The following is a 26,731-nucleotide window of genomic DNA, read 5'->3' as shown; positions in this document are numbered from 1 at the left end:
TTAGAATCTAAAAATATCAAAAAGTTTAAAGAGGCTAATTCTACCCTAAAGACGCTTTAAATTCGATTATATGACACATTTTCTTAACAAGAAATATTAAAAAAGCGTGTTTGGTTGAGGGAATTTCAAGAGTTCATATGTCTTATGTGTGGCAATCCTGCCCCGAGCTGTGCGTTCAAGATAGCCGTTTGCCAACAAATAGGGTTCAATCACATCTTCGATTGTCCCTTGATCTTCGCTAAGTGCCGCAGAAAGTGCGCTAAGACCCATTGGCTTTCCTCGATTTTCCGCCAAAAGTCCTAGATAGCGCAAATCCAAACTATCAAATCCCAAGTCATTCACGCCTAATTGTTCTAGTGCGTAATGCGTGCATGTGGCGCTAATACTTGCTTCTTGTGCCACTTGCGCATAATCTCGCACGCGTCGCAATAATCGTAACGCAATCCTTGGTGTGCCACGAGAACGCTTAGCAATCTCTTGACTTGCTGCAGAATCTATGCGTGTATTTAATTTATGACTTGCTATTTGCACGATTTTATCAAGCTCTTGCGTGGAATAAAACTCCATTCTAAAATTCATACCAAACCTATCACGCAGTGGGTTTGAAAGCATACCTGCGCGCGTTGTAGCACCAATAAGCGTAAATTTGGGTAAATCAATTTTAAGCGTTTGGGCAGCCGGTCCTGAACCGATGATGATATCAAGTCTAAAATCCTCCATAGCTGGGTAGAGAATCTCTTCTATTGCAGGGCTTAAGCGATGAATCTCATCAATAAACAAAATATCCCCATCGCTTAAGTTTGTCAAAATCGCCGCCAAATCGCCGGTTTTTTCTATCATAGGCGCAGCAGAAACCTTGATATTAGCACCCATTTGTTGGGCAATGATATGGCTTAGCGTAGTTTTTCCCAACCCTGGAGGTCCAAAAAACAAAATATGATCCAAACAATCATTACGCAATTTTGCTGCTTGGATAAAGACTTGCAAGTTTTTCTTGATATTTTCTTGTCCGATGTATTCTTCCCACGCACTAGGACGCAAACTTGTTTCATTATCTTCAAAATCTATACTTTGAACTTCTACAACGCGATCAATATTTACTTTTTCCATACTTTAGTAACTTTCCTCATCATTTGGAAATGCCTTTGAGCGCACATCATTGGCATAGTGCTTCATAGCTTGGCTTAAAAATTCTCTGCCATTTGCATAATAACGCACAAATTTGGGCTTAAATTCATTAAAAAATCCAAAAGCATCGCTCCACACGAGAATCTGCCCATCACATTCTACACCAGATCCTACCCCAATCACTGGCACATTGACTTGCTGTGTAATGGTGGCTGTAACTTCGCTTTTTACGCCCTCTAGCAAAATCCCAAATGCTCCCACACGCTCCAATTCTTTTGCAAGATCAATAAGCTCTCTTGCTTCTTTTTCATCTTTGCCCTTTATCTTGTATCCACCCTCACCGCGCACTGATTGTGGCTTTAATCCGATATGAGGCATAATCGCAAAGCCCTCTTTAACAAGAGATTCTATCATACCTAATTTATCTGCATTCACTTCAAGCTTTAGCGCATCACAACGCGTTTGTGTGTAAAATTTCAAGGCATTTTTTAGTGCCTCATCAGTGTTATAATAACTCCCAAAAGGCATATCTGCCACAATAAGCGCTCGCTTAGCTCCAGCACACACCGCTTGTGTGTGATAAATCATAGAATCTACACTAATGCCAAGCGTGTCGCTACTAGCATTAAAGCTCATATGCAAACTATCCCCCACCAAAATCATATCCGCATATTCATCAAAAATACCTGCCATTAGGGCATCATAAGCGGTAATAGCGACAATCTTTTGAGCATTTTTCTTGTAGTTTTTAAATGTTGAGAGTGTTATTTTTTGCATTGCTTCCTCCTTGGATTCGGACTTGTTTGAGTATATATAACAAAAAACAATATTCCTGCACCTACAAACATTATAATGCTAAGAATCTGTCCCATAGAAAGCCCCAAAGATCCATAATAACCCATTTGTGAATCTGCTTCTCTAAAAAACTCACACACAAAACGTGCCAACGCATAGCCCAATCCATACACCACGCTTAAATACCCGTCTTTGTTACAGAATCTAAAGGCAACAGCCATCAACACAAATACCACAATACCTTCCAAAAATGCCTCAAAAAGCTGACTAGGGTAGCGTAATTCTCCATTGACCAAAACACCCAAAAATGCCAATGCAGAATCTGAATCTATCACGCGCCCAAAAAGCTCGTGATTTAAAAAATTTCCAATTCTTCCAAGCACATAGGCTAGAGGTATCGAAAATGTCGCAAGATCGAGATAACGCAAAATGGGTTGTTGTTTGATCACGCAAAAAAGTATCGTGGCAAGCAAAAATCCAATAACACCGCCATGATAGCTAAATCCCGCAATCCCTACAAATTCGCCTTGTGCATTAAAAGGATTAAAAATCTGCCAAGGGTGCATAAGATAATACATACTATCACCATAAATAAACAAATACCCAATCCTAGCACCCAAAATCACACCAAGCTCTGCCCACAAAAAATAACTCTCTAAGTATTTAGATTCTATATTAAATCGTTTCTTAAAGCGTTTGAGTAAAAATGAAGCAATAAACAGCGCAAGAAGCAATGCCCCAACATAGCATAACCCATACCAATGCACCTTAAATCCAAAAATCTCAAATGCGATAGGATCAAAGTATGTGTAGAAAAGATTCCACGCACTCCACTCTCTCAACTCACTCCTCCTCTTTTATCTTGACACTAAACACATCAACCAAATCCAAATCCTCAAAAAATGCAAACATACGAAATGTATCAACAATCACTTCAATAGAAAATTTATCATAAATATGCAATTTACATAAATAGCCCAATACATAAGAATTAAGTGGGTGGGCTCGCACAAAATAGATTCTAAACACATCGCCTTGCAAGGCATATTTGCCCTCTTTGTCATTATTGCTAAAGGCTTGGATATAGTATTCTAGCTCTTGTTTGAAATCTAAAAAGGTGGTATATGTCTTGATTTTGCCTACGACTTTTAATGCTTGTATGCCATCTTGTAAGGCTATCTTTGAAATCTCCACCATCTGCTCCATATGATATTCTAAGACAAACTTTGTGCGAGATTCTAGCAAGAGATACTTTAGAGAATCTAAAAACAAGACGCATTCCCCTGCCATTTGCATATTTTGGTGATTTCTCAAAACTGCATAAATATTTTGGACTAAACAAAAAATCCACTTTTGTGGGCATAATCTTGCACACAATTTTGTGTCTAGCCAAAAATTTTGCATTGCGCAAATAGCGATATTTGGTAGATTCACTCAATTTATAATGATAAAAATTATGCTCTAAGATATTGCTTCCTACCTCAAAAATAGCAAGCAAAAACTCTTCTTGTTGTGTAGGCGTAAGAATGTATCTTGTATCATTGTCTATGTTGTTAGAATCTATACGCCACAAACGCTCCAATTTATCTTGCACACGCTCGATACCTGCAAAACTAGGCTTAAAGACAAGGTAGCAATGCAAAGAAAAATCTTATAGGATAAATTCTTTTGGCAATGGCGATATGATTTCATACTGCAATAAGCGTATTTTATGCGCGTGTAAAAGTAATCGCCGAGCCGATATGCCACCATACACACTATCACCCACAATCGGATGATTTATGGAGCTTAAATGCACGCGAATCTGATGTGTTCTACCAGTAGCAATCACAACTTCAAGCAATGTCTTTTTGCCAACTACACCCAAAGGCTTAATGTGTGTAAGGGCTTCTAAGCCATGTTTATCAATGCGAGATCGTGCAAAGCCTTTTTTTATCGTGCTTATGGGTTTATTAATACTAAGAGATTCTGGGATAATCCCACTCACCACCGCTCGATATTCTTTATACACCTCGCGTCGCTTAAAAGCTTCCTTGGCTTTTTTGCTAAATGCACTTGCTTCTTTGGTAAGCAAAATAACACCGCTTGTTTCTTTATCGAGTCTATGAAGCAACACCCACCCATCATCTTGATAATATGCTTGTAAATCATAAGATTCTATAAATGCGGGCTTATCAATAGCCAAAAGCTCATCATTCATAAAAAGCACTTGTGGTTTTGGAATCTCCATAATACTAAAGTGTGTATTTTGAGGTAACTCGGTGCGCGCAAGAGTAAGCTTTTTGCCATTGACAAGCACAAGCCCCTTATCAATCAGGGCTTTAGCTTGATTATGAGAAAGATTTTTTTGGGTAGCCAGAAGTTTATAAGCCTTTTGCATAAGAACTTCTACCAAACCCTCTCTACATTACGCTTGTATCTTGGCTAAAATCGCGTTAAATGTAGCGCTAGGACACATAACACTCTGTGCTTTGGCATCATCAAATTTATAATATCCGCCCAAATCTACAGAAACTCCCTGCGCATCAATAAACTCTTGATGAATCTTAGATTCATTTTGGTTGAGATCTTGTGCGATAGGAGCAAAAAATGCACTTAAATCTTTATCTTTTGTTTGTGCACCAAGTGCTTGTGCAAAATACAACGCAAGATAAAAATGGCTTGTGCGATTATCATCTTCTTTGACTTTGCGAGAAGGAGCTTTGTTATTATCAAGCCATTTTGCAATCGCTTCATCAAGGCAATCTGCTAGAATCTGCGCCTTGGTGTTACCAGTTTTTTGTGCAAAAAACTCAAGGCTTGCTTGCAATGCCAAAAATTCACCCAAGCTATCCCAACGCAAGTGATTTTCTTCTATAAGTTGGCTTACTTGTTTTGGTGCAGATCCACCAGCACCAGTTTCAAACATCGCACCACCTTTCAGCATAGGCACTACTGAAAGCATTTTGGCACTTGTGCCAAGCTCCAAAATTGGGAATAAATCCGTAAGGTAATCGCGCAATACATTACCTGTAATAGAAATTGCATCTTTTCCAGCTCTAATAAGCTCAAGGCTTTTAAGACAGGCTTGTTTTGGTGCTAAAATTTCTATATCTTTACCACACTCTTGCAAACGCGCCTTGACAAGGTTTATCATAATTTTATTGCTTGGGCGCTTTTCATCAAGCCAAAAGATTGCTTTAGAACCTGTAATGTCTGCTCTTTGTATGCCTAAATCAATCCAATTTAGCACCGCATCGTATTTAACTTGGTTGGCACGATAAATATCCCCTACTCGCACCTTATGTTCCAACAACACAGAATTTGTGCGTTCATCAACAATTCTAAATACCCCATTGCTTGGCGCAATAAAAGTCTTATCGTGTGATCCATATTCTTGGGCTTTTTTCGCCATAAGACCCACATTTGACACACTTCCTAACACTCTTGGATCAAGTGTGCCATTTTTGTGCAAGTCTTCTATCACTGCTTCATAAATTGTCGCATATGTTTTATCTGGAATACACGCATTTGTATCACATTCTTTGCCATCTTTATCCCAAAGTCTTGCACCATTTTTTAGCATTGCTGGCATAGAGGCATCAACAATCACATCGCTAGGGACATGAAGGTTTGTAATGCCCTTTTGTGAATCTACCATAGAAATAGGCGCTCTAGTAGCGAGAATCTCACGATATTTTTGCAAAATTGCATCTTTTTTGCTTGAAGATTCTATCTTGCTAAGTAATTCAGAAAGTCCGTTATTTGGATTCACGCCAAGCTTTTGAAACTCATCGCCAAACTCCGCAAAGAGATCTTTGAAATACACTTGCAACGCGTGTCCAAAAATCACAGGATCACTTACTTTCATCATCGTAGCTTTTAAGTGAAGAGAAAACAAAATATTCTCTTTTTTGGCATAATTTATTTGCTCTTCATAAAACTCTTCTAGCTTTTCTACATCCATAAATGTTGCATCTAAAATTTCATTTTGTTCCAATTTTAGAGCACTTTTTAACACCTGCATTTTGCCATTTTCATCGATAAATTCGATTTTTACACTTGTAGGCTCTGTGATAAGCACTGCTTGTTCATTAGCAAAAAAATCGCCCTCACCCATATAGGCAACTCGACTTTTGCTATTTTTATCAAATGGCACAACCTTATAAGGATTTTTCTTTGCGTATTCTTTGACAGCTTTTGTGCAGCGTCTATCAGAATTCCCTTGTCGCAAAACTGGATTCACTGCTGAACCCAACACTTTTTGATATGCTTGTTTGATGTCTTGCTCTTCTTGTGTCTTTGGTTCATCAGGGAAATTTGGCACATTATAGCCCTTTTCTTGAAGCTCTTTAATCGTAGCTTTAAGTTGGGGGATTGATGCAGAAATATTTGGGGTTTTTATCAAGTTTGCCTCTGCTTGATTCACAAGCTCACCAAGTGATGCCAACGCATCTGGGAGTCGTTGCTCTGGCTTGAGGCGATCTGGAAATTGTGCAAGCACGCGTGCAGAGAGAGAAATATCTGAAGTCTCTACATCGATACCTGCCTTACTCAAAAATGCCTTAACAATAGGCAAAAATGAATATGTCGCTAATGCTGGAGATTCGTCTGTGAGTGTATATGTGATTTTCATCGCAACCTTCCTTTCAAGAGTGAGATTAATGTTTTGCTAAAAACTTATAAAGTATAACAAAAACTAGACTAATTCGCACAGAGATTCATAAGATTTTTGCCCTCTAAGCATTGTGTGTGTTACTTTTTACACATCGCTTAGAATTTGGGCTTAGGCTTTCATAATGTCTTGCCCCAAAGGCAAGATAAGATACAGGCTAAGCTATCTTATTACAAGGTCGCCATATCGATGACATAGCGGAATTTTGCCTTGCCTGTTGTGAGATTTTCATATGCCTCATTGATTTGATTTGCTGCAATAATTTCTGTCTCTGGATAGATCTTGTGTTTTAGTGAAAAATCTAGCATTTCTTGAGTTTCTTTCATACCACCAATGAGTGAGCCATACACTTTTTTGTGTGCATTAAAAATAAGTCCTTGCGCTCCAATTTTTGGATCCACTTCAGAAGGTGGAAGCCCAACAATCCCCATTTCTCCGCCAAGCTTAAGGAGCTTGAGATATGCGGTAATGTCATAAGGTGTCGGAATAGTGGAAATAATAAGATCAAATCGTTCTGTAACAACCTTAGGATCTGTAGTGTCATATAGCTTTGTGGCACCGAGTTTGAGGGCATCTTGTTCTTTATTTTTGTTTCTTGCAAAAATAAATACTTCAGCACCCATTTGCTTAGCATATTTAAGCGCCATCATACCAAGACCACCAAACCCTGCTACAGCGACTTTATCTCCAGCCTTTACCTTGCTAAATTTCAGTGGCGCATAAGTAGTAATCCCTGCGCAAAGCAATGGTGCGACCTTTTCAAGTGGGGCATCTTGTGGCACCGTTACGGCAAACTTTTCACTTACTACAATGTTGTTAGAATATCCACCATAAGTAGGCTCATCATTATGGCAATAATCTTTGCAATCATAAGTAGCGACCATACCACGTTCGCAATACTGCTCGTTACTTGCCTTACACGCTTCGCATTCCCCACAAGAATTAACCATACAGCCAACCCCTGCATAATCTCCGACTTTAAATTTGCTTACCTTGCTACCAACTGCCACAACACGCCCTGCTATTTCGTGTCCTGGCACCATAGGATAGATTCCCTTATGCCATTCACTGCGTGCAGAGTGGATATCGCTATGACAGATTCCAGCATATAAAATCTCGATTAAAATGTCGCTTTCCCCCAAAGCGTGGCGAGAAAATTCAAAAGGCTTGAAAGTATCATCTTTGTGTTGCACCGCATAACCTTTGGCGGTGATTCTTTTGCCTTCTTTGATTTCATTGAGGTTTGAATCCAATAACATCTCATCTCCTTAGATAAAAAATAAAAATGTAATTATAAAAGATGAGAGTTACTCTAAGTCAAGAGAAAATTCTAGATTCTATGGCAATTAACGCACTTTATAGATATAAAAATGCAAAGGCAATCCGTATATGTTTTGACTTAGCATGACTTCGCCTTGAGCTCCCTTGCTATGCATAAATGCCTTGATAAAAGCCTTTATGCCAAGCCGTGGAATCTCATAACCAAAACACACTCTCTACAAAAATCCCATATGGAGGGTGTATTATCTTGTTACTGCCCCCCCCCCGAACTACATATTGCATTGCCACTCCTTACATATAAAGTATATTAAGATTCTATTCATAATCCCTTGGATTTCTTATTAAGCAATTATTCACCTATTGGTTGCTCATCTTCTTGCTTTTGTTTAGGGCATTTATTGGCATAAGCCACCTTGTCATTACCGACATTAACAATTTTCACCCCACTTGTATTGCGTCCAGCCTCGCGGATTGCTTCTGTATCAACTCTAATCATTTTGCCAGAGCTTGTAAGCACCATCAAATCCATATCTTCATCATTAACATTCACGACACTTACAAGCTTTCCAGTTTTTGGTGTGAGCTTCATCACAATCACACCCTTACCACCACGAGTTTGTAGCCTATATTCTCCAGCTATTGTTTGCTTACCGATACCCTGCTCACTCACGGTCAAAAGCTTATCATTGTCGTTATAAATCGTCGTAGCTCCCACGACAAAATCTTCATTAGCCTTAAACCTAATCCCCGTTACACCTCTACTCACGCGCCCAATCTCACGCACATCATCGACACAAAATCGAATACACATACCTTGATATGTAGCAATAAAAAGCTCCTTGACGCTAGGTGTGATGATATTTGCACTCACAAGCTCATCATTCTCATCAAGATTAATCGCCCTCACTCCTACACTACGCACATTTCCATATTCGCTTAGATTTGTGCGTTTGACAATACCATTTTTTGTAAAAAAGACAAGAGATTTATCCGCATTAAAATCTGTTGTTGTAATGGTTGCCATAATCTTTTCATCAGGTTGTATATTGACAAGATTAACCACTGCTTTACCAATGGCTGTTCTCCCTGCTTCTGGAATCTTATACACCTTGAGCCAATATAATTGTCCCTTGTTGGTAACAAACATAATCGTATCATGCGCATTTGCAATAAAAAAAGATTCTATAAAGTCATCATCGTGTGTATTTCCACTTATTTTGCCCTTGCCACCACGATTTTGTTTTTCATATGTTTTGAGTTGGACACGCTTGACATAGCCTCTATGACTCATAGTAACCACAACTTTTTCATTTGGGATTAAATCTTCTACATCTATGGCATCATAATCTTCTTCAATCTGTGTCTTGCGTGGTGTGCTAAATTTTTGCTTAATTTCTATAAGTTCTTCTTTAATAATCTCTTTTAATTTCTCTTCACTGCGCAAAATAGATTCTAAATTTGCGATCTCTTCTAAAAGCTGTGCGTATTCGCTTGCAATCTTATCGCGCTCTAATCCTGTGAGGCGTTGCAAACGCATTTCCAAAATAGCTTTGGCTTGCAATTCAGAAAGATTAAACTTCTCTACTAAAGCATTTTTTGCACTCTCTGTATCTGCACTCGCACGAATTGTCGCAATCACCTCATCAATATGATCAAGTGCAATTGTGAGACCCTCTAAAATATGAGCTCTAGCCTTGGCTTTTTCGAGCTCAAAAATACTACGACGAATAATGATTGTCTTGCGGTGCGCAATAAAAATCTCCAAAAGTTCTAAAAGCGTAAAAATTTTTGGCTCTTTGTTATGAATAGCAAGGAGAATAATCCCAAATGTGCTTTCCATTGTCGTAGATTTAAAAAGATGATTAAGCACAATCTCACTCATCGCTTCACGCTTAAGCTCAATCACAACACGGATTCCCTCTCTATCAGATTCATCGCGCACTTCCGAGATACCCTCGATCACTTTTTCTTTTGCAAGCTCGCTAATTTGCTCCACAAGCTTTGCCTTATTGACTTGATAGGGCACCTCATCAATAACAATCACTTCTTTTGTCTTGGTATGCTCAATATGCGTCTTGGCACGCACTTTTACGCGCCCACGACCTGTGCAATAAGCTTCTGTGATACCTTGTTTGCCATAGATTATCCCTCCTGTAGGGAAATCTGGTCCCTGCACGATAGATAAAAGATCTTGTATTTGGGCTTGAGGCGTATCCAAAAGATACAATAATGCATCAACAATCTCATCAAGTCTATGTGGAGGGATAGAAGTCGCCATACCCACGGCAATACCACTTGATCCATTCACGAGAAGATTTGGAATGCGTGTGGGTAAAATCGAGGGTTCAGTGAGCGTGTCATCATAATTGCCTACAAATTCCACCGTTTCTTTTTCTATATCGCGGAGCATTTCCTCACTTGCTGCTGTCATACGCGCTTCTGTATAACGCATTGCCGCCGCACTATCGCCATCAATAGAACCAAAATTTCCCTGCCCATCGACAAGCTCCAAACGCATAGAAAAATCTTGCGCCATTCGCACTAGCGCATCATATACCGCAAAATCCCCATGAGGATGATATTTACCAATCACATCACCCACAATCCTTGCGCTTTTTTTATAAGGCTTTCTGGAAGTAACGCCTAATTCGTGCATAGCATATAAGATTCTTCTATGCACTGGTTTTAAGCCATCTTTGGCATCAGGCAACGCACGCCCTACAATCACACTCATAGAATAATCAAGATAACTTTCCTTTATACTATCATCGATACGAATATCTGTGATATTTCCATGCTCTAGCAAATTTTCCATAATTCCAAACTCCAAATATAATTTTTAGGCATTGTATAGCAAAATGTCTAAAGAAAGTATTATTCCCTAAATCATTTTATAAGCTTGTTCTAAAAGCTCCTTAGCTCCATTTGTAATAAATTTCTGTGCCAAGTGCAAACCAAGATTTTTAGCACTAATAAGCGCAATCTCTGGATTAGAATCTAACACGCACATAAGTGTTGAATGGATACTCGCACTCCCATCTGGCAAACCCAAAATTGCTTCTAACACTAGTTGTGTAGATTCTTTACGTGCATGCACACCTATAGGCACTTGACAACCACCATCTAATGCACGGATAAACTCTCGCTCCGCACTACAACAAATTGCACTCTCTTGATCTTGTAATTGTTGTGCGTATCGCACCACATTGACATTTTTACTCGCACACTCTATGCCAAGCGCCCCTTGCCCCATTGCTGGTATCATAAATGTCAAAGGCTTTATATAAGTGATGTGCTTGGTATCTATCTCCAAACGCTCCAAAGCCGCTTTTGCCAAAATAATCGCATCAAATGCACCATCTTTTAATTTTTGTAGGCGTGTTTGCACATTGCCTCGCAAAGAAAGCGTGTCCAAATCCCTACGCAATAACTTTAATTGCATCGATCTTCGCAAGGAAGTTGTCCCAACTCTTGCATTTTGCGGTAAATCAGCAATACCTGCATATCGCATACTCAAAAAACAATCCTCAAAACTAGCTCTTTTGGTAATTGCTGCAAGCTCTAGCCCACTCTCTAGCTCCACAGGCACATCTTTGAGACTATGCACCGCTATATCAATAGATCCCTCAAGCAACATCTCCTCAAGCTCTTTGGTAAAAAGCCCCTTGCCACCGATTTTTGCTAATGGCACATCAAGAATCTTATCGCCCTTGGTTTTGATGATTTTGAGTTCAGATTCTACTCCATGCTCAAGCAATAATCGCTTTTTGATATGCTCTGCTTGCCATAAGGCTAATGCACTACCCCTCGTTCCAATGATGAGTTTATTTGGCATTCTAGCTCCTTATTATGAGTTTGCATTGAGGATCACATCTAATGCCTGTGTCGCCTCAATAATCTGTTTTTGTCGTCCTTCACGCTTGATAAGCTCTACCTTGCCTTCACCAAGAGTTTTACCAACAATCAGCGCTTGATAAAACCCTATAAGTTCAAAATCTTTCATCTTAAAACCAAAGCGTTCATCTCGGTCATCAAGCACGACATCAACACCACGATCTTTAAGTTTTTTATAAAGCTCTAATGCATAAGACATTTGATTATTATCTTTAATATTTGAAACAATAATCACAATATCAAAGATTCTCACACCTTCTCCCCACACACAACCAAACTCATCGCTTTTTTGCTCCAAAATTGCCGGAAGCAAACGCGTAACACCAATCCCATAGCAACCCATAATCAGATTACGAGCTTTTCCCATATGATCTAAAAATGTTGCATTCATAGATGCAGAATATTTCTCACCAAGCTTAAAAATATGCCCAATCTCTATGCCTTTAGCATACTGCAATCCACATCCACAATGCGGACATTCATCGCCTTCTTTTACTTTGATGATATCTGCATAATGTGCATTTTGCAATTCATCAAGCTCATTAAGGGTAACTCCTACTATATGGTAATCCTTTTTGTTCGCTCCGACAATCATATCCTTAGCCTCTCGCAAACTCTCATCAAGTATATAACGCACACCATTAAGCCCCATAGGTCCTATGAATCCTGCCTGAAGACCTACAGATTCTAAGAGTGCTTGTGGCGCATCTTCTAACCCACTATAGTGCGCTACACCAAGTGCATTTAGTGCCTTTAGTGCCTTTGTCTCCTCACACTCATCATCTCCACGCACAAAAAATACCACCACTTCACTTTTATCATCTTGTGTCGTGGCTTTGTCATCTGCACTGCTAGATTCCCTTAAGGCTTTTTTGACTACAGCTTTTATAGTAAAAAATGGGTGAATCTTAAAAAAATCACATAAAGATTCTATTGTCTTAGTATCTGGTGTTAAAAACTCACAAAATGTTGCCTTTGGCGCTTGAGCACCATATTTTCCTTCATCATTTGGTGTTTGCCTACTCTTGCGCTTAGCGGCTTCAAGATTTGCACCATACTCGCAATTTTTGCACACAACAAGCGTATCTTCACCGCAATTTGCCAATACCATAAATTCCTTGCTACCACTACCGCCAATAGCGCCACTATCTGCCTCTACGACTTTATATTCTAACCCCAATCGCTCACAAATACGCCTATATGCTTGTTCAACCTCTCTAAATTCTCTATCCAAATCTTCATAACTACTATGAAAACTATAGCCATCTTTCATAACAAATTCTCGTGCGCGCATAAGCCCAAATCTCGGTCTAGCCTCATCACGAAACTTTGTGTGAATCTGATACATATGCAAAGGTAGTTGCTTATAACTTTTAATAAAAGATCGTGCGATGTGCGTTACCATTTCTTCGTGTGTAGGTCCTAGCACAAACTCATTATCTTTTCTATCTTGCAAACGCAAAAGTTCTTTGCCATATTGATTATAGCGCCCACTTTCTTGCCATAATTCCGCAGGTGTAACAAACCCCATAAGAATCTCTTGAGCACCGATTTTATCCATTTCTTCTTTGACAACAGCCCGAATCGCATCAAGCATTTTTTTACCCAATGGTAAAAAATTATAAATCCCACTACCCACTTGCTGAATATACCCAGCCCTAAGCAAAAGCTGATGACTAACTAAAATGGCGTCTTTTGGTATCTCTTTGAGTGTGGGGGCAAAAATCTGTGAAAATCGCATATTGGCTCCTTAGGATTGCTTTGTGTTTTTAGATTCTGTGAAATATTCTTCACATGTGTATTTATTGAGCATTACAATTTCATCATTGATGTCAAAAATACTCTTTACTGCCTCGATGATAGGATCAGAATTGATACTTTCTCCAGCTTCTTTTATGCGTATGGTGGGTTTATGCAAGAATGTATTAAACGCATTATGTAGAATTTTTTCGACATTTTGGCGATACTCACTAGGCAAAAAGCCTTTTTTAATCGCCTTATCAAGTTCTTTGAGGCTAGAATCTTTGGCTAATGAGCGCATATGTTTTATGATAGGATCTACACTCAAAGTCTGTAGCCACTTAAAAAACTCCTGCGTGTATTGCTCAACAATCTCATAAGCATCTTTTGCATTTTCTTGGCGTTGCTGCTTGTTTTTGGTGACAATCTCTTGCAAATCATCAACCCTATAAATCTCTAGATTCTCTATTTGCACTTCTTCTATATCCCTTGGCACCGCTAGGTCAAACCATATGCGCTTATGTGTGCTTGGGCGTATCATTTCTGTGCTAATCACACTATGAGGCGCACCTGTAGCACTCACTAGCACATCTGCACGATCTAGCACTTCTTGGAGTTGGCTAAAGGGCTTAATTTCTACTTTGCACGCAAATTCTTGTGCAAAATTTTCCACCACACTTTGAGCATTTTGCAAACTACGATTTATAAGCGTAATCTTTGTGTCATATTTTGCAAGGTGCTTTAAAGCAAGAATCGCCATTTCACCAGCACCCAACACTACTACTTCTTTAGAATCTAAACTTTCACCATATTGTGAAAATTTAGCTACAAGCATATGAATCGCCGCTCCAGCTACAGATGTATGACTAGAGGAAATATCCACGCTATTGCGCACTCTCGCGGCACATTTAAACGCATAGTGCATAAGGCGCGTTATGTCTTTGGCACAACACAAATTCTCATAGGCAAATCTATAGGCATCTTTGAGTTGCCCTGTAATTTGTGTCTCTCCCACCACAAGACTATCAAGACTTGAAGCCACGCTAAAGGTATGATAAATGGCATATTGATTAAGGCGTATGTCCGCGCATTCTCTAAGTGTCGCAATAGGAATGTGTTTATAAGACTCTAGATTCTCCAAAATATACTCACGCGCCACTTTGGTATCTAGCACACTCGCATATATTTCCACACGATTGCAAGTAGAAAGCAACATCGCCTCTTTAATCGCCTCGCACTCACAAAGTTTGCGTAAAAATGTGAGCTTTTCTTCATCGCCAAACGCCAATTTTTCTCGCAATGTCAAATCCATATGTTTATGCGAAAAACTTATAACAAGGTATTGCGTCTCTCGTTGTTCTTGCATCAAAACTCTCTTTCTATCATATTGTTTACAACCTCTTGAAGATGTGCATTGTTTTCACCCTGTATGGAATCTAATGCGCAAAAGGCATATTCTCGTGCCTTAGTGATACTATCTTGTATACAGTCATACATATAAAGATGTTCGCGTAGCCACGCTATGCTATCTTGGGAAAGTGGTGTGCAAAAAAGCGCCAATAACTCTTGTCTTTGTGCTTCATTTGCGCGTTCATAGAGATATATATAAGGAAGTGTGGTTTTACCCTCATTAAAATCACTCATTGCAGGTTTGCCCAAAACCTCTGAATCTTGTGTAATATCAAGCACATCATCAATAATCTGAAATGCAATACCAAGGTTATTGCCATACGCTCTATATTTTTGTGAATCTAATCCAGCCAATAACGCCCCACATTCCGCACTTGTAGCAATAAGCGCGGCAGTTTTTAGCTCACACATTTGCAAATATCGTGTCATATTGGTATTAAAGCTTTGTGCCATAAAAACATCTTCAATCTCCCCAATAGCAAGCCTACACACAGAATCTGATACACTTTTTGCAATCGCATTCTCATACGCACTAAGTTCAAAAAATGCCTTTGCATACAACACATCGCCAAGCATAATGGCATTTTTATTTCCAAAAAGTGCATTAAGCGATGGGGATTTACGCCGCATATTGGCATTATCAATAACATCATCATGCAAAAGCGACGCACTTTGGATAAGCTCGATAATTGCACATAACCTAAGCGCTTTTTCGTGTATGCCACTCACTGCCAAAAGAAGCTTAGATCGCAACATCTTGCCCTGACTTGTTTTGCCAAAAAGTTCGCTTATAATCTCATTGCGACAATCTGTGATATACTCTTGTATATATCTTAGAATCTGTGATCTTGCCATATCAAAATCTTGCATTTCTCCCCTTTATAGATTTTCTTCGGCTATGCTCGCACCATTACCTTCTATATAAAGGTGCAATAAAGCCTTTTTGTCCGAAAAATCCTTAAAAAAAATATGTAATTTTGGGCTTTGCTCGGCATTCCCCAAATCTAGCACAAAATCACTGCGCTGATAATCGCGATACAAAATCACTTGATAACGGAAACTATCATACGCAATATGCATTACTAATCCATAATTTTTATACAAAGTCCAACGCATACTGAATGGTTTTTGGGTTTGCTCTAAAACAATCTTGGCGCGATAATTCTGCTCTTTGGCAAGTGTTAGGTCTCTGTGCCACATCCACAAAGGCTGGGCAGCCTCCAAATAAGACATTATTAACGCGACAAGCAACCATCGCATTACTCGTGATTTCCCAAAATATTACCCATAGATTCAATAGCCAAAGAATCTACAAGATCGCGCACCTCTTGCTTTTGCTCTTCATCGAGTGAGAGGGAGAATTTTTGCACATCTACACTTGCTACGCCTTTAGATTCTAAAAACAACTCATACAAACTAATCACACCCAATAAACGCTCCAATTCCATTTCTACAAGCGTAGGTGATGCGTTGCGAATAATTTCATGCCATTTTTGCAGGGGTGACTTCCCAAACATCTCTAAATCATCTAGCTCCATAAACACACTCCTTAAATAAAACTCAAAATTATAGCAAAACATTGTTTTTTCTTAACTTATCTATGCTCAAAGTCTGTAATCTTGCAAGGATTAAGATGAAAAATAGATGACTCCTATACCCCTTAATATCTCCATGCAATGATACTTTTTATAAATCTTGTGCTAAAGAATATCCAGAGATTACTAAGCCTAAAAGCTTAAATATTGTAGGACATTCACTAGGTGGTTGTTTGGCTCAACTCCTCAACTTTTTTCTTGTCACTGCAGAATCTGCTAGCATCATTAGCACTTTATACTTATAATGTCTCCTTAGAATCCAGGAGTGTTGCTTGATGAAAATTTACCTTAAAATTCTGTATATTGGGTGGCTAGGTTTTTGTCTTTTAGTTTTTGTTATGTATCTAGGAGTGGCTTATCAACCACACTTTTTTTGGGGGCTTTTTGGGAGCATGGTATTAGCCATTACGCCTTACTTATGTTTTTTATGTATCTTTAAAATCCCTGTTGATTTTGAGATATATTGCAATAAAAATAACCAAAATATCAATGATTTTAAATTATTTTTTAAAAAATATGCGTTACATTTTCTTATTCCAATAATGGCACTTATGATATTTATAGTTTTTAATAATAGTATTATATCATCGGTATTGCTTTGTGGTTTGCCGTTTTTTGTGGTTGTATGCTGTTTGGATAAAAAAATTTATTATGTTTTATATAGCAAAATTTTGGAGATAATTATGGACACGATTAAAACACAAATCAACAACCTAAAAGATTACGCCGAACTAATCCAAGCAAGTTATTTTAACTTTGAATTTATTGAAAAGTTAAAATAATGCAGATTCTAAAAACACTCTATATTTGTTGGATTGTGTTTTGGACTTTAGCTGGATTTTTAGCTCTATGTATTGGACACGGAAATAATTACATAGAATTTGTGTTGGTATATTTTTCTATCTTTGCTTTTCCATACTTAATATATTGGATATGTATATATTCAAAAAAAATATTCAAGCATTCACGCTCCACTTTTAATAATATACTTATTTTGTTATTGCTTATATTTATTAGCATTCCGCTATTGTTGATTATTTCAAAAAACTTAGATATTATATAACTTGAAATTTGAGAGCTTAAAATGAAAGAAACAATCAACAACCTAAAAGACTATGCCGAACTCGCTCAAGCGAGTTATTTTCACCTTGAGTTTATTGATAATAGAAATATATTTGAGTTAGATTCAAATAATGAAAAAATATCAGATATTTTTTACCCTAGAAAGTATAAAGAAACAAAAATAACCTTACTCCATAGCATTAGTCAAAAATATAACACTGCTTCAGGTTTTAGTGCTACTTTATTCTATGATAAAGAAAAAGATAGGTTTGTAGCGGGGTTTAGGGGGACTGAATGCAGTTTCTAAAAATACTCTACATTTGTTGGGTTGTGTTTTGGGCTTTTGGGTGTATTTTGGGTGGAGTTATGGGGCATAATGCCACTTTTGGAGGAATGTTATATGTGTTTTTATTGTTGATTTTTTTACCCTTATTGCCATATTTTCTATATTTACTGCATAATAAAATAATACAAGCTAAAAATGCTTTAAATCGATTATTTTTTTATCTAACTTTTTTTCTTTGTATTTGCATTTATTGTTTTGTATTATTTGAATTTCATAGCAATAATTTTTTGTTTTATGTGGGAATCATTATCGTGTATGCTATAATTTTTGTAGTTATTCGCAGGAGCAAAAGAAGCAAAAATGAAACAAGCACTAAATAACCTCAAAGATTACGCCGAATTAGCTCAAGCTCCCTATTTTTATTTTGATTTATTTAAAGATTCTCAAGGTATCCCTAGAAAGATTTATGAGCTAGATTCTAATAGCAATAAAATAAAAGACGAAAGTTACCCTAGAGGCTATAAAGAAATGGAAGTTACTTTAGAACATATAGTAAGTCAGAAATATTGCAATCAAGAAGTCTTGGTGAATTTACAACAAGGTGATGATATTTTTACCAAAATGAGAAATGACGCTAATGAAGCTTTTAATTTTGATAAACTCAATGGTGAGTTTAGTGAGATTCAAGCTAAGAATTTTGCTAAGAGATATGAGATTAGATTCCACCAACCAAATACGGCTTCAGGCTTTAGTGCTACTTTGTTTTATGATACACACAAAGATAGATTCATAGTGGGATTCAGAGGGACGGAATGCAGATTCTAAAAACACTTTATATTTGTTGGGTTGTATTTTGGGCATTTGGGTGTATTTTGGGTGGAGCTATGGCACATAATGGAACTTTTATAGAAGCATTATTTGGATTTATTGTATTGTGTATTTTCCCATTATTGCCATACTTTTCTTGTCTAGTAAGCAACAAGATACTTCAATCTAAAGATAAATTTATTTCTGGATTTTTATGTCTGATTGTATTTTTTTTTGTCGCACTTTATTATTTTTTATTCTTTTTTTTCTTAAAGAATGGAATCTATTATTTTTTTAATAGCCACAATTATATTTATGGCAGTTTTTGTGGTAACATGCAAAAGAACAAGCAAAGGAAATCAAAAATGAAGCAATACATCAATAATTTAAAAGACTATGCAGAATTGGCTCAAGCCTCATATTTTTATTTTGATTTATTTAAAGATTCTCAAGGTATCCCTAGAAATATTTATGAATTAGATTCTAATGGCAATAAAATAAAAGACGAAAGTTACCCTAGAGGCTATAAAGAAATGGAAGTTACTTTAGAACATATAGTAAGCCAAAAGCATAAAGAACAAGAAGTCTTGGTGAATCTACAACAGGGTGATGATATTTTTACAAAAATGAGAAATGACGCTAATGAAGCTTTTAATTTTGATAAACTCAATGGTGAGTTTGGGGAGATTCAAGCTAAGAATTTTGCTAAGAGATATGAGGTTATATTTCATCAACCTAACACATTGACAGGATTCTCTGCTACCTTGTTTAGCGATAAAATGAAAAATAGATTCATAGTGGGATTCAGAGGGACGGAATGCAGATTCTAAAAATACTCTACATTTGTTGGATTGTGTTTTTGAGTATTGGTATAATAATATTTATACCAACTATTCATAATCTTAATTTTCATTCATTTTGTGCAATAATTTTACAGCTCATAGGTATGTTTTATCTCCCGCCAATGCTACTATTTAATCTTTATCATATTCTGATATTACGAAAAAAAGACTTTGTAATAAAAACTTTGTGGATTTTATCATATTATCCAATAGCATTTTTAGTATTTTTTATTTTAATGAGGTAAGAATTCCATATGAAACAACAAATCAACAACTTAAAAAACTATACTGAACTAGCCCAAGTTGCCATGGATATTTTCATTTGGTAGATAAAACCCATAAACATAATGATAAAGATGAAAAGAGACTAAATGAATTTAAAGATAATTTTAAAAAATATAAGCCAAATAAAAACCAAAGAAATATCACCTACGCAGATATACTCGACATTGCTTATAAATACTACCTTGATGATAATAGCAAACCCAAAGATGGCTTCTTTGATGATAGGTTATTTGATGGCGACTTCTCCCCACTCCAAGCCAAAAGATTCTTTTCTCGATATGATTTACTCATTCATCAACCAAATACCGAACCTGGATTCTCTGCTACTTTATTTGGAGAAAAAGAAACCAAAAGAATACAGAATCTAAAGGAGTTATATAATGAAAAAATTTCTAAACTTTATAATATTATCTAGTGTTGCTTTGTTGTTTAATGGTTGTATTAGTGGTTGGGGGTGGCTTGTGCCTTATTCTTTTCAGCCTAGCTATCATAAGTTTAAGAAAATGTGTAAGTTAAATAAATGAATTGCCATTGCAAGAACGCTATACAAAAGCTATGGAATTTCTCAATAATGATACAAGCAAATTGCATACATATAAATTTATGAATAAAACAGAGGGGTCATTTCCTAGATTTAAATTTTCTGACAGATTAACAATGGATATATATGTTACATTTAAAGATGATAAGCCAAAAGAATTTGTTCTAGATAATGTAGAGGAAGTCTATTTTTCGGTAAAATGGAAGAGTTATAGAGCTATATTGGAGCGAGAATCAGTGGCTTCTTATAATTTTATGTGGAATAAAGAAAATATTAAAGTATGTGGAGATGTTTTTTAATGCAAAACAAAAAACTTATCAATAAAATGAAAAATGCTGCTGAACTTGCTTGGGCAGCTTATGGATATTATCATTTGGCAACAACCAGCAAAAATCAGTCATTTATAGAATTAAAAAAGGAAAATAGCCAGATAGATTCTGACGAAAATTTTATTGAAAAAGAAATTACTCTTATTGATATTATGGATAGCACCTATAAGAATTATGAAGCACATTGTTTCAATCCACCACAAACAAAGAAAAAGGAGAAAATAGGCAAATTAGATGGCGATATGACTCCCACACAAGCAAAAAGATTCTTTGAACGCTATGATATATTAATTCATCAACCAAATACAGAATCAGGATTCTCTGCTACACTCTTTGGAGAAAAAAGAAAGCAAACTAATACAGAATCTAAAGAAAAAAGCTATACAAATCAATACGGCTATGTGAATTATATCCTAGCTATTCGTGGTACAGAATTTAAAGAAAGTATAAAATGAAAAAGACTCTTACACCTAAAGAGATTATCCTAAGTCTTATTGTGTTATTTGGAATCTATCTCATAGGAATCCCACTTTACTATACTCCTTATGAGTTGCAACCGAGTTATTGGGAATTTAGAAAGTTATGTGAGTTAAATATGCTTCCAAATAACGAGGAAAAGTATAATAAGATTCTAAGCTACTTTGATAAGAAGCTAGGCGATAGAGATGACTTTCCGCATACTAAGGAGTATTCAAGGAGGATAAAGCTACGCCTACTTATATACCACGATGAATATTACAAAGGGCAAAACATAACTTCTTTTGCTGAACAACTCAAGATAAATAATAAAGCAATGACTACGCCTAAAGAAAAATATAAGTTAGATTTTGATAAATTAGAGTCCATTATGTTGTGGGCAGAATGGGATACAAGGCGAATCAATCTTTATGGCAATGAGGGAAGTATGAAAATTACTTGGGATTTTAAAAATCCTGTATCTTGTGGCAATCTTTACAGGTAATTATGTTCAGAAAAGAAAATAACAAATCTATTACGTGCGAGGATTTAAAAAATGACAAATAAACAACAAGTGCAAAAATTAAGAGATTATGCAGAATTGGCTATGGCTGCTTATGGATATTTTCACCTAGAAACAAGCGAGAATAATCCAACATTTATTAATGTGAAAGACAACGAAGAACAAGAAATTCAAAAAGAAATTTCGCTTACTGACATTCTTGATATAACTTATAAAGATTACGAAGTTTATATACCAAGTCGTTTGCCTACTTTAAAACCTGATGAGCTAGGCACCCTCAAAGGCGACATGACTCCCACTCAAGTAAAAAACTTTTTTGAAAAATATGATTTACTAGATTTCTATCCTAAATTTGACACAAAAAAACAATAAACAGCAAAAGGGTTTCCACGCTTGTTTATTCCAAGATAAAGAATCTAAAGAATATACTTTAGCCATACGAGGGAGCTTTGATTCTACTGATTACACAACAGACTTTGTGAATCTCCTTAAAGATTCTACTAACCCTTAAAACTTTTTAAAAACCTATAAACCTTACAAAATACCTAAGACGATTAATCTACACGCAATCTATAAGGGAAAACCCCTACAGATTATTTAAGCGTGATACAACTGCCATTTGGTGTGCTTGTAAGCCTTCAGTTTTTGCAAGTGTGGCACACGATTGCCCAAGCTCACGCATCGCGTCTTTGCTAAAATAAATAATAGAGCTTTTTTTCATAAAATGCTCCACTCCAAGTGGGGAGAAAAATCGCGCACTACCTCCAGTAGGAAGGGTATGATTAGGACCAGCGAGATAATCCCCAATAGGTTCACTTGCATATTCACCCAAAAAGATTGCTCCAGCATTTTTAATACGAGGAATAAGACTAAAAGGATCAGGCGTCAGAATCTCCAAGTGTTCGGGTGCGATTTTATTCATCAAAGCCACACTTTCATCAAGGCTAGATGTGTGGATAAACACGCTACGATTTTGTATGCTAGCTTGTGCTATATCCTTGCGTGAAAGCGTAGGTATGATACGCTCAATATGTGCGATACTCTCAACAATAAGCTCCCTATCATCGCTAATGAGAATAGAGCTTGCAAGTTCATCGTGCTCAGCTTGTGAGAGTAAATCCCATGCAATATATTCAGTATTTGCCCCACTTTGTGCGATGATACCAATCTCACTAGGTCCGGCTATCATATCTATATTGACATCGCCAAAAACCATTTTTTTAGCTGTAGCGACATAAATATTGCCCGGTCCAGTAATGACATCAACTTTTTGAAAATCGCCTCCTCCATATGCCATAAGTCCAATGGCACTCGCTCCACCAACTTTGTAAGATTCTCTAATCCCGCATAAATGCAAGGTTGCCAAAAGTAACTCATTTGGTTGATTATGCGGTGTAGGTGTGCAAACAACAATTTCTTCCACTCCAGCCACAATCGCAGGGATAGCATTCATTAAAAGCGAACTAGGATAAGCAGCCTTGCCACCAGGTATATACAGCCCTGCACGTTGCATAGGAGTAATTTTTTGTCCTAACATGGAGCCATTAGATTCTGTATGTATCCAAGTTTTCTCTTTTTGTTTGCTATGAAAATCAAAAATGCGATCATATGCTATGTGCAGAGAATCTTTAAGATCTTTATCAAGATTATCATAAGCCTTTTTGCAATCCCCAGAATCTATACGCACTTGCGCAAAATCGCTTGGTTGCCACATATCAAAAGTGGCAATATGTCGCAAAATAGCAGCCTCTCCCTCATTTTTTATTTCACATAGGAGGTTTTGCACACTTTGGCTCACATGTGTCATATCCATTGCACCACGCTTTAAAATCTCAGAAAATTTGTGTGAAAAATCTTTACTACGCGTGTCTAATATCTCTATCATTTGCTACATTTCCTTATATAATAATTGTAAGTTTTGATTATAACAAAACATTACTTGCTTTTGGGTCAATATACTTTGCTATAATCCTCCCAAAACACAAAAGGAATATACATGACACTCTATGACTGCTCCAAAAACATACCTTATAAAGTCGTAGCGCTCCACACCACAGACAAAATACTCAAAGATCGGCTTATTGCTATGGGCATTTGTCCAGATAGCACAATCACACTCCACCACACAACACTTACCAAGGCAACGCTATGCGTAATGGTAAATAGCACACAAATTGCACTAAGAGCACAAGAAGCTAAGGAAATTGAAGTTTCTCCATTATTATGACGTAATCACGATAACACTACCACTTAAAAAACATATGGCTACAAGCCATAGTTTTCTTAAGCATCCTTTAAGGGGGGGGGTATAATTCTTCTTATAACAGGCTAAATATTACCTTAAAGGAAATGTCATGACACATGCTTCACTTAATGGCTTTAACATTACGGAATCTTTTTATTACGAAAATGGTTTTTATATCACTGCAGACACAAAGAGATTTGGAAAGTTTTTTGCGCATTATGAATTGTATAAAAAAATTCTCTCCTTACCTGGAGTAGCTATAGAATGTGGGATTTTTAAGGGTAATTCTCTTTTTAGATTCGCACATTTTCGAGAAATTTTGGAAATGCAAGACTCTCGCAAACTCATAGGATTTGATATGTTTGATGAATTTCCACAAACAGATTTTGAAGCAGATAAAATATTCAGGGAGGCATTTATACAAGAAGCGGGAAAGGGTATTACAGAAGAAGAACTCTGCAAGGTTCTAGACTTTAAAAAAAATTCGTAATTATGAACTTATCAAAGGCGATATCACTCGGACTGTACCACAATATTGCATATCTAATCCACAATTAAAAATCGCATTTCTCCACATAGATACAGACATTTACGAACCAGCTGTAAGTATTTTGGAACATTTTTGGGAAAAAATGGTAAGAGGCGGTGTAGTTGTCTTTGATGATTATGGGGTATTTCCGGGTGAAACCAAAGCTGTTGATGATTTTTTCATTCAAAAGATATACAGATACAAAATTACCTATTTGCCATACACCAAGCTTTGTCATTAAGCCATAATACAAACTCTTTAGATAGCATAAATTAATCACTACAGAGATTTGTTCCTATAAAATTTCTCTCTAATTCCTTGCAGCACTCTAGCACACTAAAGCTTCCTGCTGCTGGATCGCACACTAAATCCCCTATATTGGTGCAAGATTCTATAAGGTTTTTTTGCAAGGTTTTTGGTTTGCTATGAGGATGTGCTTTTAGCTCGTTTTGTGGAATCTTTTCGCTACACACATCGCGGATATTATGGAGTTTCCAAGTCCCCTTTGCTTTAATAGGTTTTTTTTGCACGATAAGTAGATATTCGCTTTGTTTTCTTGTGCGGTAGCCCATACCCATTTTCATTTTATCCCAAGTGATAAGATCCACAATCTCTAAAGATGTAGAATCTAGCCAAGGTCTCACGCCCTCACACAGGTGAAATTTATCAATCCATAGCATAAGATAACAACTAGGCTTTAAAACTCGGCTAATTTCTTGGATAAAATGTATAATCGTTGATTCAGACATTTGCACCAAGACACTACGCCCCTTCTGTCGCTCACCCTCATTGCCATAGCGCATTTTATCTAGCACACCACGATATTGTGGATCAAAAAAACATAAATCAATACTACAATCCCCCAAACTTTGGAGTAATTCTAAACCATCAATGGTGAGTTTGGTGTTTATTAGATCCAACATTGTCAAATACTTAAAGCAAAGTTTTTTTGTAGAATGCCAAATCCTTGATTTTAGATTCTATGCTTTCTGTATAATGTTCTAGTTCTTTTTTTCTTTTAACAGAAATTCCTATAAACTCGCTTTCTTGCTCTATGCCAACAAATTTTCTATTTAAAAGATTTGCTGCAATTCCTGTAGTGCTAGAACCTGAAAAAGGATCGCAAATGAGAGAATTTTCATTGCTTGACATAAGCAGTAATCGAACCAACAATGCTAAGGGTTTTTGAGTAGGATGTTTTCCACAACTTTTTTCCCAAGGAGCAATGGCTGGAAAGCTCCATACATCACGCATTTGCTTACCACCATTTAAGGCTTTTAAAAACTCATAATTAAAGGTATGCTTATATTTATGGCTTTTTCTTGCCCATATGATTTGCTCAGTAGAATGCGTTAGATAACGACAGCTAAAGTTTGGTGGAGGGTTAGTTTTTTGCCAAGTGATAATATTTAAAATCTTGAAATCAAGCTTTTGTAGTGCTCTCCCAAGTGAAAAAATATTATGATAGGTTCCACTTATCATAATACTGCCCGTAGATTTTAAGGCAATTTTTGCATTAGCAATCCATTTCATATTAAAATTATCAATGTCTTCAATTTCGTTACCCCTATCCCATTCCCCCTTATTCACGCTTACAATTTTGCCATTTTGGATGCTCAAACCATCATTTGACAGGAAGTATGGGGGATCAGCAAAAATTAAATCAAATTTTTCTTTCATCTGCGGCAAAAGCTCATTGCAATCACCTTGATAAAGGCTAAAGCTAGAATCTATGCTTGTAAAAATGGGTTTTAACGTGCGAAATTCAGCAGTCATTTTATGCCCTTAAGAATCCATAGGAATTGGCAAGCCAAAAACTTGTAAGGGAATATATTCAAAGTAATACCTACAATTCACACTAATAATATAATCCAACACATCTCTATATTCTGGTTTTTGGAACCAATTACTTAATAAATATACATACTCCACTTCCATATTAAGGCTAGATAAAAGTTTTTGATACTGTTTTTTCTTAAAGTCGCAAGTTTGTAATTTTTCATCAACAGAACCTGCGACCTGCTGAAATTTACATTCAATAACAAAAAATGTGTTATTGATAATAACATAGATGCTATCATCTGGCAAAAGCCTTTTAGAAATAATCTTTTTCCAATCTACTTGACGTTTTTCTAAAAACTTATAAAATTCATTTTTTTTAAAAATTTGTGCTACTAATTCATCGCAATAATATACTTGTCTATCAGAATCAATCCTGTATCCATTCTGCCTGGACAAAAAGGTAGCCAAATCTACCTTTCCTTCAAAAATTAATCCTGTTTTTGTATTTGAACCACCAATGCCATTTGCTATCATAAAATCCTCCTGC

At 36.7% G+C, this 26,731-nt stretch carries 33 protein-coding genes; 14 read left to right on the top strand and 19 right to left on the bottom strand.

What is annotated here, in order from left to right; genetic code table 11:
* Positions 1-96: 96 nt before the first annotated feature.
* Genes ruvB through B9T66_RS06135 form a run of 4 tightly spaced genes read right to left on the bottom strand, consistent with a single transcriptional unit; the run spans position 97 to position 3,117 of the window.
* On the bottom strand, positions 97-1,110 hold the full coding sequence (gene ruvB / locus B9T66_RS06150) for a Holliday junction branch migration DNA helicase RuvB (protein WP_219350219.1): 1,014 nt from the start codon (positions 1,108-1,110) through the stop codon (positions 97-99).
* 3 nt (positions 1,111-1,113) lie between these two features.
* Positions 1,114-1,905, bottom strand: a complete 792-nt coding sequence (gene panB, locus B9T66_RS06145; RefSeq protein WP_095628109.1) for a 3-methyl-2-oxobutanoate hydroxymethyltransferase — start codon at positions 1,903-1,905, stop codon at positions 1,114-1,116.
* Positions 1,893-2,765, bottom strand: coding sequence for a prolipoprotein diacylglyceryl transferase (gene lgt, locus B9T66_RS06140; protein WP_095628108.1), 873 nt, complete (start codon positions 2,763-2,765; stop codon positions 1,893-1,895). The genes panB and lgt overlap by 13 nt, the downstream gene beginning before the upstream one ends.
* 1 nt (position 2,766) lies before the next feature.
* Positions 2,767-3,117 (bottom strand): hypothetical protein, encoded by a 351-nt coding sequence (locus tag B9T66_RS06135; RefSeq protein WP_257874633.1) that lies wholly within the window; start codon positions 3,115-3,117, stop codon positions 2,767-2,769.
* On the opposite strand from B9T66_RS06135, the gene B9T66_RS08775 reads away from it, so the two are divergent.
* Positions 3,105-3,338 carry a hypothetical protein gene (locus B9T66_RS08775; protein WP_143429107.1) on the top strand — a complete coding sequence of 78 codons (234 nt, stop codon included), beginning with the start codon at positions 3,105-3,107 and terminating at the stop codon, positions 3,336-3,338. The two genes, B9T66_RS06135 and B9T66_RS08775, sit on opposite strands and share 13 nt — an antisense overlap.
* A 236-nt stretch (positions 3,339-3,574) precedes the next feature.
* On the opposite strand, the gene B9T66_RS06130 is transcribed toward B9T66_RS08775, so the two are convergent.
* The 11 genes from B9T66_RS06130 to B9T66_RS06085 form a co-directional block, all read right to left on the bottom strand.
* Entirely contained in the window at positions 3,575-4,303 is a 729-nt protein-coding gene (locus tag B9T66_RS06130; protein WP_095628107.1) for an RluA family pseudouridine synthase, read from the bottom strand.
* Between the two features lie 27 nt (positions 4,304-4,330).
* The gene (locus B9T66_RS06125; protein WP_095628106.1) at positions 4,331-6,538 is read right to left on the bottom strand and encodes an NADP-dependent isocitrate dehydrogenase; all 2,208 of its coding nucleotides are present in this window, start codon (positions 6,536-6,538) and stop codon (positions 4,331-4,333) included.
* A gap of 209 nt (positions 6,539-6,747) precedes the next feature.
* Positions 6,748-7,830 carry an NAD(P)-dependent alcohol dehydrogenase gene (locus tag B9T66_RS06120; RefSeq protein ID WP_374220129.1) on the bottom strand — a complete coding sequence of 361 codons (1,083 nt, stop codon included), beginning with the start codon at positions 7,828-7,830 and terminating at the stop codon, positions 6,748-6,750.
* 93 nt (positions 7,831-7,923) lie between these two features.
* Entirely contained in the window at positions 7,924-8,070 is a 147-nt protein-coding gene (locus B9T66_RS08870; RefSeq protein WP_180763351.1) for a hypothetical protein, read from the bottom strand.
* Positions 8,071-8,207: 137 nt separating this feature from the next.
* Entirely contained in the window at positions 8,208-10,673 is a 2,466-nt protein-coding gene (gene gyrA, locus B9T66_RS06115; protein WP_095628104.1) for a DNA topoisomerase (ATP-hydrolyzing) subunit A, read from the bottom strand.
* A gap of 66 nt (positions 10,674-10,739) precedes the next feature.
* Positions 10,740-11,693: a hydroxymethylbilane synthase gene (gene hemC / locus B9T66_RS06110; protein ID WP_095628103.1), complete on the bottom strand. Its 954-nt coding sequence runs from the start codon at positions 11,691-11,693 to the stop codon at positions 10,740-10,742.
* 12 nt (positions 11,694-11,705) lie between these two features.
* Positions 11,706-13,493 (bottom strand): proline--tRNA ligase, encoded by a 1,788-nt coding sequence (locus tag B9T66_RS06105; RefSeq protein WP_095628102.1) that lies wholly within the window; start codon positions 13,491-13,493, stop codon positions 11,706-11,708.
* A 9-nt stretch (positions 13,494-13,502) separates the two neighbouring features.
* Positions 13,503-14,858, bottom strand: a complete 1,356-nt coding sequence (hemA, locus tag B9T66_RS06100; protein ID WP_095628101.1) for a glutamyl-tRNA reductase — start codon at positions 14,856-14,858, stop codon at positions 13,503-13,505.
* Positions 14,858-15,772 (bottom strand): polyprenyl synthetase family protein, encoded by a 915-nt coding sequence (locus B9T66_RS06095; protein ID WP_257874632.1) that lies wholly within the window; start codon positions 15,770-15,772, stop codon positions 14,858-14,860. The genes hemA and B9T66_RS06095 overlap by 1 nt, the downstream gene beginning before the upstream one ends.
* A 9-nt stretch (positions 15,773-15,781) precedes the next feature.
* Positions 15,782-16,162: a hypothetical protein gene (locus tag B9T66_RS06090; protein ID WP_095628100.1), complete on the bottom strand. Its 381-nt coding sequence runs from the start codon at positions 16,160-16,162 to the stop codon at positions 15,782-15,784.
* Entirely contained in the window at positions 16,162-16,440 is a 279-nt protein-coding gene (locus tag B9T66_RS06085) for a DUF2018 family protein (RefSeq protein WP_257874631.1), read from the bottom strand. Before B9T66_RS06085 ends, B9T66_RS06090 begins: the two co-directional genes overlap by 1 nt.
* Before the next feature lie 125 nt (positions 16,441-16,565).
* Between B9T66_RS06085 and B9T66_RS09335 the strand changes: the two genes are divergently transcribed.
* The 10 genes from B9T66_RS09335 to B9T66_RS06025 all read left to right on the top strand — a co-directional run bounded on the left by B9T66_RS09335 (position 16,566) and on the right by B9T66_RS06025 (position 22,000).
* Entirely contained in the window at positions 16,566-16,742 is a 177-nt protein-coding gene (locus B9T66_RS09335; RefSeq protein ID WP_143429108.1) for a lipase family protein, read from the top strand.
* A gap of 30 nt (positions 16,743-16,772) precedes the next feature.
* Positions 16,773-17,279: a hypothetical protein gene (locus B9T66_RS06080; protein WP_095628099.1), complete on the top strand. Its 507-nt coding sequence runs from the start codon at positions 16,773-16,775 to the stop codon at positions 17,277-17,279.
* A gap of 302 nt (positions 17,280-17,581) precedes the next feature.
* Entirely contained in the window at positions 17,582-17,866 is a 285-nt protein-coding gene (locus B9T66_RS06070) for a hypothetical protein (RefSeq protein ID WP_095628097.1), read from the top strand.
* A 339-nt stretch (positions 17,867-18,205) separates the two neighbouring features.
* Complete coding sequence (locus tag B9T66_RS06060) at positions 18,206-18,670, top strand: hypothetical protein (RefSeq protein ID WP_095628095.1); 465 nt, start codon at positions 18,206-18,208, stop codon at positions 18,668-18,670.
* A 347-nt stretch (positions 18,671-19,017) separates the two neighbouring features.
* On the top strand, positions 19,018-19,482 hold the full coding sequence (locus tag B9T66_RS06055; RefSeq protein ID WP_095628125.1) for a hypothetical protein: 465 nt from the start codon (positions 19,018-19,020) through the stop codon (positions 19,480-19,482).
* 334 nt (positions 19,483-19,816) lie between these two features.
* Positions 19,817-20,194, top strand: a complete 378-nt coding sequence (locus B9T66_RS06045; protein WP_180763350.1) for a hypothetical protein — start codon at positions 19,817-19,819, stop codon at positions 20,192-20,194.
* Positions 20,195-20,310: 116 nt separating this feature from the next.
* Positions 20,311-20,619 (top strand): hypothetical protein, encoded by a 309-nt coding sequence (locus B9T66_RS06040; protein ID WP_095628093.1) that lies wholly within the window; start codon positions 20,311-20,313, stop codon positions 20,617-20,619.
* On the top strand, positions 20,619-21,104 hold the full coding sequence (locus B9T66_RS06035) for a hypothetical protein (RefSeq protein WP_095628092.1): 486 nt from the start codon (positions 20,619-20,621) through the stop codon (positions 21,102-21,104). Before B9T66_RS06040 ends, B9T66_RS06035 begins: the two co-directional genes overlap by 1 nt.
* Positions 21,101-21,610, top strand: a complete 510-nt coding sequence (locus B9T66_RS06030) for a hypothetical protein (RefSeq protein ID WP_095628091.1) — start codon at positions 21,101-21,103, stop codon at positions 21,608-21,610. The genes B9T66_RS06035 and B9T66_RS06030 overlap by 4 nt, the downstream gene beginning before the upstream one ends.
* Before the next feature lie 51 nt (positions 21,611-21,661).
* Complete coding sequence (locus tag B9T66_RS06025) at positions 21,662-22,000, top strand: hypothetical protein (protein ID WP_143429106.1); 339 nt, start codon at positions 21,662-21,664, stop codon at positions 21,998-22,000.
* Positions 22,001-22,214: 214 nt separating this feature from the next.
* On the opposite strand, the gene hisD is transcribed toward B9T66_RS06025, so the two are convergent.
* Entirely contained in the window at positions 22,215-23,510 is a 1,296-nt protein-coding gene (gene hisD / locus B9T66_RS06020; protein ID WP_180763354.1) for a histidinol dehydrogenase, read from the bottom strand.
* Positions 23,511-23,624: 114 nt separating this feature from the next.
* Here hisD and B9T66_RS06015 point away from each other — a divergent pair, with 114 nt between their 5' ends.
* The 3 genes from B9T66_RS06015 (at position 23,625) to B9T66_RS09180 (ending at position 24,643) form a co-directional block, all read left to right on the top strand.
* Complete coding sequence (locus B9T66_RS06015) at positions 23,625-23,855, top strand: FeoA family protein (protein ID WP_095628089.1); 231 nt, start codon at positions 23,625-23,627, stop codon at positions 23,853-23,855.
* 127 nt (positions 23,856-23,982) lie between these two features.
* Positions 23,983-24,363: a hypothetical protein gene (locus B9T66_RS09185; RefSeq protein WP_257874630.1), complete on the top strand. Its 381-nt coding sequence runs from the start codon at positions 23,983-23,985 to the stop codon at positions 24,361-24,363.
* Complete coding sequence (locus B9T66_RS09180; protein WP_308201225.1) at positions 24,356-24,643, top strand: TylF/MycF/NovP-related O-methyltransferase; 288 nt, start codon at positions 24,356-24,358, stop codon at positions 24,641-24,643. Before B9T66_RS09185 ends, B9T66_RS09180 begins: the two co-directional genes overlap by 8 nt.
* A gap of 31 nt (positions 24,644-24,674) precedes the next feature.
* Here the strand turns inward: B9T66_RS09180 and B9T66_RS06005 are convergent, their stop codons facing one another.
* The 3 genes from B9T66_RS06005 to B9T66_RS05995 are packed head-to-tail and all read right to left on the bottom strand — an operon-like array spanning position 24,675 to position 26,718.
* On the bottom strand, positions 24,675-25,325 hold the full coding sequence (locus tag B9T66_RS06005) for a DNA-methyltransferase (protein ID WP_095628124.1): 651 nt from the start codon (positions 25,323-25,325) through the stop codon (positions 24,675-24,677).
* 10 nt (positions 25,326-25,335) lie between these two features.
* A complete protein-coding gene (locus tag B9T66_RS06000) occupies positions 25,336-26,178 on the bottom strand; it encodes a DNA-methyltransferase (RefSeq protein ID WP_095628088.1) in 843 nt (280 codons plus the stop codon).
* Positions 26,179-26,187: 9 nt separating this feature from the next.
* Positions 26,188-26,718 (bottom strand): PD-(D/E)XK nuclease superfamily protein, encoded by a 531-nt coding sequence (locus B9T66_RS05995; RefSeq protein WP_095628087.1) that lies wholly within the window; start codon positions 26,716-26,718, stop codon positions 26,188-26,190.
* Positions 26,719-26,731: the final 13 nt, after the last annotated feature.

It is taken from the genome of Helicobacter sp. TUL, assembly GCF_002287135.1.
Lineage (GTDB): Bacteria > Campylobacterota > Campylobacteria > Campylobacterales > Helicobacteraceae > Helicobacter_F.
Note: the sequence above shows the minus strand (reverse complement) of the source record. Positions and strands in the feature narration are given on the sequence as shown.

Excerpts from the sequence above, each read along its gene's own strand:
- hemC (WP_095628103.1), bottom strand. The coding sequence starts at position 11,693 with ATGCCAAATAAACTCATCATTGGAACGAGGGGTAGTGCATTAGCCTTA.
- B9T66_RS06130 (WP_095628107.1), bottom strand. The coding sequence starts at position 4,303 with ATGCAAAAGGCTTATAAACTTCTGGCTACCCAAAAAAATCTTTCTCAT.
- B9T66_RS06080 (WP_095628099.1), top strand. The coding sequence starts at position 16,773 with ATGAAAATTTACCTTAAAATTCTGTATATTGGGTGGCTAGGTTTTTGT.
- B9T66_RS09185 (WP_257874630.1), top strand. The coding sequence starts at position 23,983 with ATGACACATGCTTCACTTAATGGCTTTAACATTACGGAATCTTTTTAT.
- B9T66_RS06025 (WP_143429106.1), top strand. The coding sequence starts at position 21,662 with ATGACAAATAAACAACAAGTGCAAAAATTAAGAGATTATGCAGAATTG.
- B9T66_RS06005 (WP_095628124.1), bottom strand. The coding sequence starts at position 25,325 with ATGTTGGATCTAATAAACACCAAACTCACCATTGATGGTTTAGAATTA.
- B9T66_RS06090 (WP_095628100.1), bottom strand. The coding sequence starts at position 16,162 with ATGCGATGGTTGCTTGTCGCGTTAATAATGTCTTATTTGGAGGCTGCC.
- B9T66_RS06055 (WP_095628125.1), top strand. The coding sequence starts at position 19,018 with ATGAAGCAATACATCAATAATTTAAAAGACTATGCAGAATTGGCTCAA.
- B9T66_RS06105 (WP_095628102.1), bottom strand. The coding sequence starts at position 13,493 with ATGCGATTTTCACAGATTTTTGCCCCCACACTCAAAGAGATACCAAAA.
- B9T66_RS06030 (WP_095628091.1), top strand. The coding sequence starts at position 21,101 with ATGAAAAAGACTCTTACACCTAAAGAGATTATCCTAAGTCTTATTGTG.
- B9T66_RS06060 (WP_095628095.1), top strand. The coding sequence starts at position 18,206 with ATGAAACAAGCACTAAATAACCTCAAAGATTACGCCGAATTAGCTCAA.
- B9T66_RS06085 (WP_257874631.1), bottom strand. The coding sequence starts at position 16,440 with ATGGAGCTAGATGATTTAGAGATGTTTGGGAAGTCACCCCTGCAAAAA.
- B9T66_RS06070 (WP_095628097.1), top strand. The coding sequence starts at position 17,582 with ATGAAAGAAACAATCAACAACCTAAAAGACTATGCCGAACTCGCTCAA.
- ruvB (WP_219350219.1), bottom strand. The coding sequence starts at position 1,110 with ATGGAAAAAGTAAATATTGATCGCGTTGTAGAAGTTCAAAGTATAGAT.
- panB (WP_095628109.1), bottom strand. The coding sequence starts at position 1,905 with ATGCAAAAAATAACACTCTCAACATTTAAAAACTACAAGAAAAATGCT.
- B9T66_RS06015 (WP_095628089.1), top strand. The coding sequence starts at position 23,625 with ATGACACTCTATGACTGCTCCAAAAACATACCTTATAAAGTCGTAGCG.
- B9T66_RS06125 (WP_095628106.1), bottom strand. The coding sequence starts at position 6,538 with ATGAAAATCACATATACACTCACAGACGAATCTCCAGCATTAGCGACA.
- B9T66_RS05995 (WP_095628087.1), bottom strand. The coding sequence starts at position 26,718 with ATGATAGCAAATGGCATTGGTGGTTCAAATACAAAAACAGGATTAATT.
- B9T66_RS06000 (WP_095628088.1), bottom strand. The coding sequence starts at position 26,178 with ATGACTGCTGAATTTCGCACGTTAAAACCCATTTTTACAAGCATAGAT.
- B9T66_RS06035 (WP_095628092.1), top strand. The coding sequence starts at position 20,619 with ATGCAAAACAAAAAACTTATCAATAAAATGAAAAATGCTGCTGAACTT.
- hemA (WP_095628101.1), bottom strand. The coding sequence starts at position 14,858 with ATGCAAGAACAACGAGAGACGCAATACCTTGTTATAAGTTTTTCGCAT.
- B9T66_RS06095 (WP_257874632.1), bottom strand. The coding sequence starts at position 15,772 with ATGCAAGATTTTGATATGGCAAGATCACAGATTCTAAGATATATACAA.
- gyrA (WP_095628104.1), bottom strand. The coding sequence starts at position 10,673 with ATGGAAAATTTGCTAGAGCATGGAAATATCACAGATATTCGTATCGAT.